Here is a 14105-nt window from a genome sequence, read left to right as displayed (position 1 = left end):
CGCGATAGCGGTGTATCAGTCACATATGCATCAACTGACACACTGCTATCGCGGGCAAGCCCTCTCCCACATTTGGATATCAGCGTCCGTCAGTCCTGGATCAATTCGCACAGCACCTGCACTTCATCCTCACTGAACAACCCCAGCGGGTAGCGCTCACTCATCACCCTGCGTGGATCCGCCTGCCGGATCCGGCGCGAGCCGTTTGCCTTCAACCAAAGTGCCAGCGTGTGAATCGCGTCACCTCGCACGACCGAAGGATGGGGCGCGCGTGTATAGACCAGGTTGATATCGGCGTTCATTTCAGCGCTCTCTCCTACTGCTTGAGCGGCTAACTTACTCAAGGTTTATGACAGAACTGCGCAGTCACAAACCCCGATCACTGTCACAACGCCGATACAAGAGCTGTGCCAAAGCGTCCGGTTTATAGGCCTGCGGACACAAAAAAGCCCACGACCCCGACGGGCCATGGGCTTGCTGTTATTACCCGGCGCACTTGCCGGCAATCAGCCGAGGTGCAGCGAAATTGCCTGTTACAACTGCACTCAGTTTTTGTGCGGCGCGGGCTGTTGTTGAGTCAGGCAATGGATATTGCCGCCACCCAGTAACAGTTCACGGCCCGGCACCATCACCACTTCATGCTGCGGGAACAGGCCCTGGAGGATTTCCTGGGCGCGGCTGTCCAGCGGGTCATCAAAACTCGGCGCGATAATGCCGCCGTTGACGATCAGAAAGTTGACGTAGGAACCGGCCAGACGCACGGTCGGATTACGCTCCTGGGAACCGTCCACCGGGTCGACACCGGCGCATTCTTCCTCAGTGGCGTACAACGGCCCCGGGATCGGCATTTTATGCACGGTAAACGCGCGGCCCTTGGCGTCGGTGCTGTTTTGCAGCACGTCCATGGCAGCATGGCAGCGTGCATAGTTCGGGTCTTGCGGATCGTCCGTCCAGGCCAGCAACACTTCACCCGGGCGCACGTAGCAGCAGAAGTTATCCACATGGCCGTCGGTTTCGTCGTTGAACAGACCGTCGGGCAGCCAGATGATCTTATCCACAGCCAGGTTGGCGCTCAGGACCGCTTCGATCTCTTCGCGGCCCAGATGGGGGTTGCGATTGCGATTGAGCAGACATTCCTCGGTAGTGATCAGGGTGCCTTCACCGTCGACGTGAATCGAACCGCCTTCGAGCACAAAACCCTCGGTGCGATAACGCGGGCTGCGCTCGATCTCGAGGATCTTGCCGCCCACCTGGGAGTCGCGGTTCCACGGCGCATACAGGCCACCGTCAAACCCGCCCCAGGCATTGAAGTCCCAATTCACGCCACGGACTTCGCCGTGGTCATTGATCACGAAGGTCGGCCCGCTGTCGCGTACCCACGCATCGTCGCTGGACATCTCCACCACCCGGATATTCGGCACATCCAGGCGCGCCCGGGCGTTTTCGTACTGACCGGCGGAAACCGCAACCGTCACCGGCTCAAAACGCGCAATGGCCTTGGCCACTGCCACGTGGGCCGCCTGCGCCGGTTTGCCGCCCAGGCGCCAGTTGTCCGGGCGCTCGGGCCAGATCATCCAGGTCTGGGTCTGGGGTGCCCACTCGGCTGGCATATAGAAGCCGTCAGCGCGAGGCGTGCTGTGCAAAGTGGTCATGGCGATCAGGACTCCAGGGAACCGTCGAGGGTCTTGAGCGCGCCGTACAGGTTCGGCCGGCGGTCACGGAACGAGCCCCACGCGCTGCGGATGTGCTCCAGTTCATCGAGGTCGAAGCTGTGCACCAGGATGCCTTCTTCGGTTTCGTTGAGCTCTTCGACTTTTTCGCCGAACTGGTTGGCAATGAACGACGAGCCGTAGAAGTCGATGTCGTAGCCGTCCTGCTCTTCGTTGCCGATGCGGTTGCTGGCGATCAGCGGCATCAGGTTGGCGCCGGCATGGCCTTGTTGCACGCGCTGCCAGTGGTCACGGGACGAGATGGTCTTGTCGTGTGGCTCGCTGCCGATGGCGGTCGGGTAGAACAGGATCTCCGCGCCTTGCAACGCCATGCTGCGGGCGCATTCCGGGAACCACTGGTCCCAGCAGATGCCCACGCCGATTTTCGCGTAGCGGGTGTTCCACACTTTGAAGCCGGTATCGCCCGGGTTGAAGTAGTACTTTTCGTGGTAGCCAGGGCCATCCGGGATGTGGCTTTTACGATAAATCCCGAGGTTGGAGCCGTCCGCGTCGATGATCGCGATGCTGTTGAACCGCGCACGGCCGGCCAGCTCGAAGAAGCTGATCGGCAGCACCACTTGCAGTTCCTTGGCGATTTTCTGGAAGTGCTTGATGGCCACGTTTTCTGCAACCGGGGTTGCCAGTTGCAGATAGTCCGGGTTTGGCTTCTGGCAGAAGTACGGGCTTTCGAACAGTTCCTGGATCAGGATGATCTGCGCGCCTTTGGCTGCGGCCTCACGGACCAGCTTTTCAGCGGTCTCGATATTGGCTTCGAGGTCCCAGGAACAAGCCATCTGGGTAGCGGCGACGGTAACGATACGGCTCATGAATCATCTCCTGGGCGGTGGTCAGCGGCCAGGATAACCGGGGCCGATGACAGAAAGGGGAATGCTGGACGACTTTATAGCGGATAAAAATCGGCTTTTAAAGCTTGCAAACATCCAACCGTCTAAAAAACTCAAAATATTCCCGATAACAATCGGGTTAACGTCTGAAACCCCATCACCCTTGTGGGAGCGGGCTTGCTCGCGAAAGCGGTGTGTCTGTCTACAAATCTGTCACTGATACACCGCTTTCGCGAGCAAGCCCGCTCCCACAGTGGTGATCTCATTTCAACTCATAGAAAGGTGTCTACAACCCTTCATCCAACACCTTCGACAACATGTCGACAAAGAAATCCACACTGCGTTTAGACGTGACCATCGGCGGCTTGATCTTGAGGATGTTCAGATAGTCCCCGGTCGGCTGCATGAAAATCCCCAGCTCACGCAAGCGATCACACAGCTTGGCGGTTTCTTGCGTCGCCGGCTCCAGGGTCTGGCGGTCGCGCACCAACTCCAGTCCCAGATAAAAGCCCGAGCCATGCACCGCCCCCACCAGGGGATGGCGCTCGATCAACGCCTCGAGCCGCGCCTTGAAGTGCCCGCCGACCACCTGGGCGTTTTCCCAAAGCTTTTCTTGCTCCATCACATCCAGCACCGCCATGCCAATCCGGCAACTCACCGGGCTGCCCCCCGAGGACGAGAAGAAATACCCTTCGGCCTCCAGCGCTTCGGCGATTTCCCGGCGGGTAATCACGGCGCCAAGGGGCTGGCCGTTACCCATGCCCTTGGCCATGGTGATGATGTCCGGCACCACGCCCTGTTCTTCAAAACCCCAGAAGAAGTGGCCCATGCGGCCGTAGCCGACCTGCACTTCATCGGCGATGCACACCCCACCCTGGGCACGCACCAGGGCATACACCTGCTGCAAATAGCCCGGCGGCAGGGAGATGCCACCGGCATTGCCATACACCGGCTCGCAGATAAAACCCGCCAACTGGCGCTGGCTGGCGGCGATTTTCGCCAGGTTGTGCTCCACGCTGCGCACGTAATCCGGCGCACTGTGCGGGCCACGGAATTGACCGCGATAGGTATTGGGTGCGGTCACCGGGTGCACCCAATCCGGCCGGCTGCTCAAGGCCTGAGGGTTGTCGGCGATCGAGGTGGACACCGCATCGGCGGCCACCGACCAGCCGTGATAGGCCTCCAGCACACTGAGCATGTCGCGCCCGCCGCTGTAGGCCCAGGCCAGGCGGATCGCCAGGTCGTTGGCTTCGGTGCCACTGTTGACCAGGAACACCCGGTCCATGGACTCGGGCGCCAGCGCCAGCAGCCGCTCGGAGAACTCTGCAATCGCGGCGTAATGAAAGCGCGAGTTGGTATTGAGCAGCGACCACTGCCGCGCCGCCACCTGGGCCATGCGTGGATGGCCGTGGCCCAGCACCGCGACATTGTTGAGCATGTCCAGATACGAGCGGCCCTGCATGTCGATCAGATGGTTGCGCCAGCCGCGTTCGATGCGCGGCGGGTCGACGTAATAGTGCTTTTGCGAGCGCGCAAAGCTGGCGTCGCGTCGGGCCAGCAAGGCTTCTGGATCCAGCTCCGGCTCGGCGTCACAGGCAAGGCCCAGCAGTGTCGCCGGCGAGGGGCACAACACCTGCCAGGCCGCAGCGCGGGACGGCGTACAGAACAATGGCGGATCAAGGTCAACCCGGCACAGTTGCACGGTCAATGCCCCGCCCGCCTCCCCCAGGACCTGGCCCTTGAGCACCGCGGCGCCGGGTTGCAAGGCATTTTTCAGGCCCAGCAGCCGTACATTCAGTTGCGCGCTATGCAGACTTAATACGCCATCGGCAGTGCTGCGCAGGATGCCGGCGAACGGCGCCTCTACGACACTGCCCTGGGGCACATACAGTTCAACGTGCAGGGCGAACGTTTGCGGTTCGCTCGCGCAGTCGGGACGCGTGCGGGACAAGCGATACTGACCATAACGACTGGCCGCCAAGCCATGCACCGTTGCGGCCTGCTGCAATAAATGTTGGTCGATGCCAGGGGTTTCCCAGTTTCCGGCTTCGAAATGCTCACTGAGCACACCCAGGTCAATCAGCGCGAACTCGCGCCCCACCAACCCCGGCAGCAGCGGGGCGAAGCCTTCGCTGGCCACTGGTTTGGGGGTTGCACCGACGCACACCTGGATCGCCGCCTCCATCAACTCAAACGGCACCGAGGTGGCAACCTGGAAGATTTCCCACTCGTGCTCGGCATTCTTCAACAGGTAGGTGTTATCCGGGTCCAGGCGCTGCTGCTGTTCACTGCTCAGCACCAGGACCGCCGCACGGGCCACGATCAGCGGCCACAGCGCCTGCAATTCCTGGGGTTGCAAAGGGGTCAACGCGTGACAGGCCCGGATCGCCGGCAAGATCGCAAACGGGTCGCCCTCGGCGTGGTGCAGCAAAGCGGCACAGGTCACCGACAAGTCCGCAATCCGCCAGGTGTGCACCAGGTCGCCGAAATCAATGACACCCTGTACTTGCCAATGCCGCTCGGCATCGCGCTGCCACACCACATTGTCGTCGGTGATATCCATATGCACGGCCTGCCAGGGCAACTGATCGACCAAGGGCCGCAGGCGCTGCTCGACCTCTACCGCGACCCGCTCCAGGGCCGCGCGCTGCGGCAGGTTGTCGAGCGTCGACAATAAATGGCTGATCAGCTCCCGGGCATGGCGCGGGTCCCATTGCAGGGTGCGCTCCAGGCCCGCGTGCGCAAAACCGGCCAATGCCTGGCTCATCTGCCCGCACAGCCGGCCAAAACCTGTGATCAACGCGCGGCCCAGATGCGGCAGGTGGGTCAGCGGCTGGCCTTCGATATAGTCCAGCAACCGCAGGTGCAAGGCCTGCCCGGCCAGCGTCACGCTCAGTAGTTGCTCGCCACCGAGGGTGCTGATGACCTTGGGCACCCGGACGCCGGCGTGTGCCTGCAAGTGCGCAAGAGCGGCGTGCTGGGCGTGCAGCTCAACGGCGGCGTACTCGCCCCGGCAGATTTTCAGGACGAAGCGGCCACGATCGCTGTCAACGCGGTAATTGAGGTCTTGCTGGCTGCCCAGGGACTGCAGGGTGCCGCTGAGGCCGTAATGCTGCTCAAGCAACTGCAAGGCTTGCTCCGCGCTGACCTGCGGGCACGGCAAACGGGTGCGATGGATCAATGTATCGAGCAGCATGTGACGGTCCCTGGTTTTTTGTTGGGCGCTTATATCGCCATTGTTAATAGGTCAGATGCAACCCCGACCCCATTGAGATTGTCTTCTTTAAAGCACGCAAGCTGGGCCAATCTGACCACCGCCCCTTGCACGCCCCATCGCAAGCCCGCAAGCTATGCCCCATTCGCTCAATGTCCGTCTAAGGAAAAGGCCTCTCGACATGCGTATTCTTGTTACCGGTGGCGCCGGTTTTATCGGTTCCGCACTGATCCGCCATTTGATTCAAAACACTGAACATGAAGTTCTCAACCTCGACAAACTGACCTACGCCGGCAATCTTGAGTCGCTGACCAGCATCGCGACCAACAGCCGCTATGAGTTCGTCCAGGCCGATATCATCGACCAGGCCACCGTCAGCGCAGTGCTGGCGCGTTTCCAGCCCCAGGCCATCATGCACCTGGCGGCCGAGTCCCATGTCGACCGCTCCATCGACGGGCCGTCGGACTTTATCCAGACCAACATCGTCGGCACCTACAGCCTGCTTGAAGCCACTCGTGCCTACTGGCAACAGCTGGCAGAGCCGGCCAAGAGCGCCTTCCGCTTCCATCACATCTCCACCGACGAAGTGTATGGCGACCTGCATGGCGTGGATGACCTGTTCACCGAAACCACGCCTTACGCGCCAAGTTCGCCTTATTCCGCGAGCAAGGCGGCGTCCGACCACCTGGTCCGCGCCTGGCAGCGTACCTATGGCTTGCCGGTACTGCTGACCAACTGCTCGAACAACTACGGGCCGTTCCACTTCCCCGAGAAGTTGATCCCGCTGGTGATCCTCAATGCCTTGGCAGGCAAGCCGCTGCCGGTATATGGCGATGGCCTGCAAGTGCGCGACTGGCTGTATGTCGAAGACCACGCCCGTGCGCTGCTCAAAGTGGTCACCGAAGGTGTGGTGGGCGAGACCTACAACATCGGCGGGCACAACGAGCAGAAGAACATCGACGTGGTGCGTGGCATCTGTGCGCTGCTCGAAGAGCTGGCGCCACAGCGTCCGGCCGGCGTTGCCCAGTTCAGCGACCTGATCACCTTCGTCAAGGATCGCCCAGGCCATGACCAGCGCTACGCCATCGACGCCAGCAAGATCGAGCGCGAGCTGGGTTGGGTCCCGGAAGAAACCTTCGAGACCGGACTGCGCAAGACCGTGCAGTGGTACCTCGATAACCTGCAATGGTGCCGCCGGGTCCAGGACGGCAGTTATCAGGGCGAGCGCCTCGGCAACACCGATGCGAAGGACCTGATTGCATGATGAAGGGAATCGTACTGGCCGGTGGCTCCGGGACGCGCCTGCACCCCATTACCCTGGGGGTTTCCAAGCAGTTGCTGCCGGTGTACGACAAACCGATGATCTACTACCCGATTTCCGTGCTGATGCTCGCCGGAATCAAGGAGATCCTCGTGATCTCCACGCCCGTGGACTTGCCGCAATACCGCAACCTGCTGGGCGACGGCAGCCAGTTCGGCGTGCAGATCAGCTACGCAGAGCAGCCTTCGCCAGACGGCTTGGCGCAAGCCTTCCTGATCGGCGAAGCGTTCATCGGCAATGACCCGGTATGCCTGATCCTGGGTGACAACATTTTCCACGGCCAACACTTCAGCGAGCAACTGCGCACCGCTGCCAAACGCCCAACCGGCGCCACAGTGTTCGGCTACTGGGTCAAGGATCCGGAGCGCTTCGGGGTGATTGATTTCGATGGTGAAGGCCGCGCCCTTTCCATCGAGGAAAAACCCGCCAAGCCCAAGTCCAGCTATGCCGTGACCGGCCTGTACTTCTATGACAACGATGTGGTCAAGATCGCCAAGGCCGTCCAGCCATCGCCACGCGGCGAACTTGAAATCACCGACGTCAACAATGCCTACCTCAAGCGTGGCGACCTGCATGTCGAGCGTTTCGGCCGTGGTTTTGCCTGGCTCGATACCGGCACCCATGACAGCCTGCTGGAAGCCTCGATCTATGTTCAGACCATTGAGCATCGGCAGGGCCTGAAAGTGGCTTGCCTCGAAGAAATCGCCTACGAGAACGGTTGGATCGATCGCGACCATTTGCTTGAGCGGGCCAAATACTTTGGCAAGACAGGCTATGGCCAGTACCTGTTCACCCTCGCCGGGGAAACCAAATGACTGGGAGCGGGACACCGTTGAAAATCCTCATCACCGGCCAGCACGGCCAGGTTTCCCGTGAACTGCAACAGCGGCTCCAGGGCCTGGGTGAACTGGTCGTGCTCGGTCGCGACCAGCTCGACCTGGCCAACCCCGAGCAGATCCGCCAACAGGTACGCAGCCATCGCCCGGGGCTGATCATCAACGCGGCGGCGCATACCGCTGTCGACCAGGCCGAGAACGAGCCCGATGTAGCCTTCGCGATCAATGCCACGGCGCCCGGCATCCTCGCCGAAGAAGCCAAGGCCCTGGGCATTCCGTTGATCCACTACTCCACCGACTATGTGTTCGACGGCAGCAAGCCCGCGCCCTACACCGAAGACGATGTGCCCAACCCCTTGGGTGTCTACGGCCAGAGCAAGCTGGCGGGCGAGCAGGCCATTGCGGCGGTGGGCGGTCAGTACCTGATCCTGCGTACCAGCTGGGTGTATTCGAGCCACGGCAAGAACTTCCTGCTGACCATGCAGCGCCTACTCCAGGAAAAGCCGCAGATGCGCATCGTCGCCGACCAGATCGGCGCGCCGACCTGGGCCGGGACCATCGCCAACAGCACCCGTGCCCTGATCGAGCGCTGGCAGGCCGGCCAGGCCGCAGACTGGGGTGTCTATCACCTGACGGCCCAGGGCGAGACCTCATGGTTCGGCTTTGCCCAGGCCATTGGCGAGCACCTGCTGGCCGAAGGCAAGGCGTGCGCCGAGCTGGAAGGGATTCCCGCCAGTGACTACCCAACGCCCGCCAAGCGCCCGTTGAACTCGCGCCTGGATTGCAGCCGCCTGCAACAACAATGGCAAGTCGGCCAACCGCAGTGGCGCGAAGCATTGCGCGAGTGTCTTGCACAGCAGCACTAGGCATAATGCGCCTGTACCCTCAGGCGCAGACCTACATGACTCCACCTCTTCCACGAAGACCCCGCTGGCGCAGCCTGGCCTTGCTGGCACTGTGCCTGGCGCCGTTGCTGTGGCCGCTGGAGCATCTGGCCGAGCGCTACTATCGCAGCGAACTGGCCGGGCAGAACCGCCAGACCCTCGACCTGTACGTCGCCAACCTGCTGGGCACCCTGCATCGCTACGAAGTACTGCCGCAGATCCTTGGCGACTTGCCGGCCCTGCGTACCGCCCTGGCAGCGCCCCACGTCAGCACCAACCTGGTCGCGGCCAACCAGTTGCTCAAGGAGGTGGCAGCCCAGGCGGGCGTGGAAGTGATGTACTTGATGGACACCCGTGGCAAGACCCTGGCCGCTTCGAACTGGGACAAACAGGACAGCTTCGTCGGCCGCAACTTTTCCTTTCGACCTTATTTCAGCGAAGCCATGGCCGGGCGCCTGGGGCGCTTCTTCGGCCTGGGCACCACCTCGGCCAAGCGCGGGTATTTCTTCGCCGCTGCGGTGCGTGAAGATGAACATGTGATCGGCGTGCTGGTGGTCAAGGTCGACCTGGACCACACCGAAAGCCTCTGGGGCCAGACTCCCGAGCAATTGCTGGTCACCGACCACAACGGCGTGGTGATCCTGACCTCGCGCCCACAATGGCGTTTTCGTGCGACCCGGCCCCTGACCGAGGCCGAGCGCCAGGCGATCATCGCGATCCAGCCCTATCCGACCCGCGATCCGCAGCCGCTGGTTTTCAGCTCCAGCGCCTGGCTGCGCCAATCCACCGAAATTGCCGAAACCGGCTGGAATGTGGAGATCCTTGCCCCGCGCACCTTGATCGACCGCCCGGTGCGCACGGTGGTTGCCGTGGGCGGCGCGACCTTACTGGTGCTGATGCTGCTGCTCGGCCTGATGATGCAGCGCCGTCGTCATTACCTGGAACGCATCGCCTTTGAAGCCAAGGCCCGGCGCGAGCTGGAAATGCGCGTGGCCGAACGGACCAGCGACCTCGAAGGCCTCAACCGCCGCCTGCGCCAGGAAGTGCTGGAACGCGAAAATGCCCAGCAGGAACTGGTGCGCGCCCAGGATGACCTGGTGCAGGCGGGCAAGCTGTCGGCGCTGGGCACCATGTCGGCCAGCATCAGCCATGAGCTCAACCAGCCCCTGGCCGCCATCCGCAGTTACGCAGAAAACGCCGAGATTCTCCTCGACCACCAGCGCACCGACGACGCCCGCGGCAACCTCAAGCTGATCAGCGAATTGACCGGGCGCATGGCCTCGATCATCGCCCACTTGCGCGCCTTTGCCCGCCGCGACCGGCATGCCCCGGAAAGCGTGGCCCTGCAACCGGCCCTGGACGACGCGTTGGCATTGCTGGCCAAGCGCCGGCGGGCCATGGAAGTGGAACTGATCCGCGACTTGCCAGAGGCATCCCTGTGGGTAGAGGCCGGCGAAACCCGCCTGCGCCAGGTGCTGGGCAACCTGTTGGCCAATGCCCTGGACGCCCTGACCGAAAAAGGCCCGCCGCGCAAACTGTGGCTGAGTGCCGAATCCACCGAGCAGGGCGTCAACCTGTACATCCGCGACAACGGGCCTGGGTTCTGCATGGAAGCCCTGGGTCGCGCCGGCGAGCCTTTCTACACCACCAAGACCCGCACCCAGGGCCTGGGGTTGGGCCTGGCCATCTGTGACACCCTGATGCGCGCCTTTGGCGGTGAACTGCTGTTTGCCAACCACAAGGAAGGTGGCGCACTGATAACCTTGAAACTGCGCGCCGGCGCCCCCGGCGTCAGTCTGCAACCGTCCGAGGACCGCAGTGTATGAGTATCGATAACCAGATTCAGGTGGTGTTGATCGACGATGATCCACACCTGCGTCAGGCCCTGTGCCAGACCCTGGACCTGGCCGGGCTGAAAGTCCTGCCCCTTGGCGAAGCCACCGGCCTTACGGCGCGCCTGTCGCGGGACTGGCCGGGGGTGGTGGTCAGCGACATCCGAATGCCCGGCATGGACGGCCTGGAGCTGCTCACTGAACTTCACAGCCAGGACCCGGAGCTGCCGGTGCTGCTGATCACCGGCCACGGCGATGTGCCACTGGCGGTGCAGGCCATGCGCGCCGGCGCCTATGACTTCCTCGAAAAGCCCTTCGCCAGCGACGCCCTGCTCGACAGCGTGCGCCGCGCCCTGGCCCTGCGCCGGCTGGTGCTGGACAACCGCAGCCTGCGCCTGGCCTTGAGTGATCGCCAGCAACTGAGCACGCGCCTGGTGGGGCAATCGGCGCCGATGCTGCGCCTGCGCGAGCAGATTGGCGCGCTGGCGGCGACCCGTGCCGATGTGCTGATCCTTGGTGAAACCGGCGCCGGCAAGGAAGTGGTGGCACGCGCCCTGCACGACCTGTCGAACCGCCGCACCGGGCCGTTTGTCGCCATCAACGCGGGCGCCCTGGCCGAGTCCGTGGTCGAAAGCGAGCTGTTCGGCCATGAACCGGGGGCCTTTACCGGTGCGCAGAAGCGGCGGATCGGCAAGTTCGAATTTGCCAACGGCGGCACGTTGTTCCTCGATGAAATCGAAAGCATGAGCCTGGATGTACAGGTCAAGTTGCTGCGCCTGTTGCAGGAGCGCGTGGTCGAGCGCCTGGGTGGTAATCAGCAGATCCCCCTGGATATCCGCATCATCGCCGCGACCAAGGAAGACCTGCGCCAGTCCGCCGACCAGGGCCGCTTTCGCGCAGACTTGTACTACCGCCTGAACGTTGCGCCGCTGCGCATTCCGCCCCTGCGCGAGCGTGGCGAAGATGCCTTGATGCTGTTCCAGCACTTCGCCGACGAGGCCAGCAGCCGCCACGGCCTGCCGCTGCATGAGTTGCAGCCTGGCCAACGGGCAATGCTGTTGCGCCATAACTGGCCGGGCAACGTGCGGGAGTTGCAAAACGTCGCCGAACGCTTCGCCCTCGGCCTGGAACTGGCCCTGGACAGCACACCGGACGGCCCGGCGCCGGGTGTGCCGATGTCTACCGGGGGCTTGAGCGAGCAAGTCGAGCACTTTGAAAAAGCCCTGATCGCCGCCGAGCTTGGTCGCCCCCACAGCTCCGTGCGTAGCCTGGCCGAAGCCCTCGGGGTGCCGCGCAAGACCCTGCATGACAAGTTGCGCAAGCATGGGCTGAACTTTGCCGACAGCGGCAACGCTCACACCGATGACGAGTGACCCTTTCCACCAGCCAAGAGACCACCATGAGCCGCGATAGCCGTTACCTGGAATCCATTCTGCACCATGACATCCCCCTGACCCGGGAGATGGGCCTCAAGGTGCTCGACTGGCAGGACCGGCAATTGCGCCTGCACTTACCGTTGCAGGCCAATATCAACCACAAGAGCACTATGTTTGGCGGCAGCCTGTATTGCGGCGCGGTCTTGGCCGGCTGGGGCTGGCTGCACCTACAGCTGCGCGAGGAAGGGATTGAAGACGGGCACATCGTGATTCAGGAAGGGCAGATCAGCTATCCGCTGCCTGTCACCCAGGACGCCACGGCGATTTGCCAGGCGCCGGAGGACAAGGTGTGGAAGCGGTTTTTGGCAACCTACCGGCGCCATGGCCGGGCACGGCTGGCCCTGCAGACGTGGATTGTGAATGAGGGCAGTGAAGAGCAGGCGGTGGCGTTTACCGGGCAGTACGTGTTGCACCGCTAAACCTGCAACACATAAACAATGTGGGCACAGGGCTTATGTGGGAGCGGGCTTGCTCGCGAAAGCGGTGTATCAGTCAGCACTTGTATTGGCTGATACACCGCTTTCGCGAGCAAGCCCGCTCCCACATTTTTGATCGCGGCGGTTTATGACCTTGCCAGGGCCAGCAAACGCTCGCGCCAGGCGGCCTTGGCCGGCAAGGCCAGGAAGAACGGGTTCAGCAGCGACTCGCGCGCCGGGTAGCTGAACGGCTGGCCATTCAATTCCAGCACTTCGCCGCCCGCACCTTCCAGCACGCCCTGGGCCGCAGCGGTGTCCCACTGCGACGTCGGCGCCAGGCGCGGATAACAATCGGCGCTGCCTTCGGCCAACAGGCAAAACTTCAACGAGCTGCCGATATTGGCCAGCTTCAACTCCCCCAGCCCTTGGCTCAACCCATCGAGCAAGCGCTCCTGTTCGGGGCTGGTATGGCGACGGCTGGCGACCACGGTGAACGCTTCGCCTGCGACTGGCTTCTGGCGCACCTGGATCGGCCGGGGCGCGGCATTCACGTCGGAGCGCCACGCCCCAAGGCCCGCGCCGCCGAAGTAGCAGCGGCCACTGGTGGGCATCGACACCACGCCGAACACCACCCGTCCCTGTTCGATCAAGGCGATGTTGACGGTGAATTCTTCACTGCCGCTGATAAATTCCTTGGTGCCATCCAGCGGGTCCACCAGCCACCAGCGCTGCCAACGGGCACGCACGCTCTGGTCAATGTCGGCATCTTCTTCCGACAGCACCGGGATGCTGGGGTCCAGCGCGGTGAGGCCGGCGAGAATCAGGTGGTGGGCGGCCAGGTCGGCGGCGGTGACTGGCGAATCATCGGCCTTGGCTGTCACGGCCACATCGGCGCGCCAATACGGCAGGATGACCTCGCCGGCCTGGCGAGCCAGTTCAATCACGGGGGCGATGTAGGCGTGGCCGAGGAACAATTCGCTCATGGCTGGTAGGCCCCGCGCTGGGTCAGCAGGTCCCGCACCAGGTACAGCGCGGCGAGGGCACGGCCTTCGCTGAACTGCGGGTTCTGCGTCAGTTGCGCCAGTTCGCGCAGGTTGACCCGGTCCACGCGCATCGGCTCGGGCTCGTCGCCCTCCAGGCGTTCTTCGTACAGCTCGGTGGCCAGCACCACCTGGATTTTCTGGCTCATATAGCCGGGGGACAGGGACAGCTCGGTCAAGTGCTCCAACTGCCGTGCGCCGTAGCCTGCTTCTTCCTTGAGTTCACGGTCTGCCGCCGCCAGCACATCTTCGCCCGGTTCGATCAGGCCCTTGGGCAAGGACAGTTCATACTCATCCGTGCCACCGCAGTATTCCTCCACCAGCAGCGCGTGGTCAGCGTCGATCATCGCCACGATCATCACCGCGCCATACCCTGCACCCCGGCCCACCAGGCGCTCGTAGGTCCGTTCAACGCCATTGGAAAAGCGCAACTGCACTTGCTCCACGCGGAACAAACGACTACTGGCGACAATTTCGCGGGCGAGGACGGTGGGTTTCTGGCGCATAAAGGGCTCCTTGGCGTGATCGGGTTACTATACCGTGGCTTTTCCGATTGTCTGTGTCGGATGTAT

General features: G+C 62.7%; 12 protein-coding genes. 6 read left to right on the top strand and 6 right to left on the bottom strand.

The window, feature by feature from the left end:
* Window positions 1-89: 89 nt before the first annotated feature.
* The 4 genes from HBO12_RS13210 to HBO12_RS13195 all read right to left on the bottom strand — a co-directional run bounded on the left by HBO12_RS13210 (window position 90) and on the right by HBO12_RS13195 (window position 5750).
* Window positions 90-302 (bottom strand): hypothetical protein, encoded by a 213-nt coding sequence (locus HBO12_RS13210; RefSeq protein WP_169953870.1) that lies wholly within the window; start codon window positions 300-302, stop codon window positions 90-92.
* Between the two features lie 243 nt (window positions 303-545).
* The gene (aguA, locus tag HBO12_RS13205) at window positions 546-1652 is read right to left on the bottom strand and encodes an agmatine deiminase (RefSeq protein WP_170042352.1); all 1107 of its coding nucleotides are present in this window, start codon (window positions 1650-1652) and stop codon (window positions 546-548) included.
* A gap of 5 nt (window positions 1653-1657) precedes the next feature.
* Window positions 1658-2536 (bottom strand): N-carbamoylputrescine amidase, encoded by an 879-nt coding sequence (aguB, locus tag HBO12_RS13200; protein ID WP_170042351.1) that lies wholly within the window; start codon window positions 2534-2536, stop codon window positions 1658-1660.
* 304 nt (window positions 2537-2840) lie between these two features.
* The gene (locus HBO12_RS13195; RefSeq protein ID WP_170042350.1) at window positions 2841-5750 is read right to left on the bottom strand and encodes an aminotransferase; all 2910 of its coding nucleotides are present in this window, start codon (window positions 5748-5750) and stop codon (window positions 2841-2843) included.
* Window positions 5751-5949: 199 nt separating this feature from the next.
* Here HBO12_RS13195 and rfbB point away from each other — a divergent pair, with 199 nt between their 5' ends.
* From rfbB to HBO12_RS13165, 6 genes are read left to right on the top strand one after another with little or no spacing between them, the layout of a single operon-like run.
* Window positions 5950-7032 (top strand): dTDP-glucose 4,6-dehydratase, encoded by a 1083-nt coding sequence (rfbB, locus tag HBO12_RS13190; RefSeq protein WP_170042349.1) that lies wholly within the window; start codon window positions 5950-5952, stop codon window positions 7030-7032.
* Window positions 7029-7904 carry a glucose-1-phosphate thymidylyltransferase RfbA gene (gene rfbA / locus HBO12_RS13185; RefSeq protein ID WP_169953875.1) on the top strand — a complete coding sequence of 292 codons (876 nt, stop codon included), beginning with the start codon at window positions 7029-7031 and terminating at the stop codon, window positions 7902-7904. The genes rfbB and rfbA overlap by 4 nt, the downstream gene beginning before the upstream one ends.
* Window positions 7901-8791: a dTDP-4-dehydrorhamnose reductase gene (gene rfbD / locus HBO12_RS13180; RefSeq protein WP_169953876.1), complete on the top strand. Its 891-nt coding sequence runs from the start codon at window positions 7901-7903 to the stop codon at window positions 8789-8791. Before rfbA ends, rfbD begins: the two co-directional genes overlap by 4 nt.
* Before the next feature lie 35 nt (window positions 8792-8826).
* Entirely contained in the window at window positions 8827-10635 is a 1809-nt protein-coding gene (locus HBO12_RS13175) for a sensor histidine kinase (protein ID WP_169953877.1), read from the top strand.
* Window positions 10632-12014 carry a sigma-54-dependent transcriptional regulator gene (locus HBO12_RS13170; RefSeq protein WP_169953878.1) on the top strand — a complete coding sequence of 461 codons (1383 nt, stop codon included), beginning with the start codon at window positions 10632-10634 and terminating at the stop codon, window positions 12012-12014. The genes HBO12_RS13175 and HBO12_RS13170 overlap by 4 nt, the downstream gene beginning before the upstream one ends.
* A gap of 26 nt (window positions 12015-12040) precedes the next feature.
* Window positions 12041-12496 (top strand): thioesterase domain-containing protein, encoded by a 456-nt coding sequence (locus HBO12_RS13165; protein ID WP_169953879.1) that lies wholly within the window; start codon window positions 12041-12043, stop codon window positions 12494-12496.
* A gap of 143 nt (window positions 12497-12639) precedes the next feature.
* Here the strand turns inward: HBO12_RS13165 and cysQ are convergent, their stop codons facing one another.
* Both cysQ and nudE read right to left on the bottom strand, forming a co-directional pair.
* A complete protein-coding gene (cysQ, locus tag HBO12_RS13160; protein WP_170042348.1) occupies window positions 12640-13476 on the bottom strand; it encodes a 3'(2'),5'-bisphosphate nucleotidase CysQ in 837 nt (278 codons plus the stop codon).
* Window positions 13473-14039 (bottom strand): ADP compounds hydrolase NudE, encoded by a 567-nt coding sequence (gene nudE, locus HBO12_RS13155; RefSeq protein ID WP_170042347.1) that lies wholly within the window; start codon window positions 14037-14039, stop codon window positions 13473-13475. The genes cysQ and nudE overlap by 4 nt, the downstream gene beginning before the upstream one ends.
* Between the last annotated feature and the right edge of the window lie 66 nt (window positions 14040-14105).

Source organism: Pseudomonas sp. WS 5059 (assembly GCF_012985525.1).
In the GTDB taxonomy this organism is placed as follows: Bacteria; Pseudomonadota; Gammaproteobacteria; order Pseudomonadales; family Pseudomonadaceae; genus Aquipseudomonas.
Note: the sequence above shows the minus strand (reverse complement) of the source record. Positions and strands in the feature narration are given on the sequence as shown.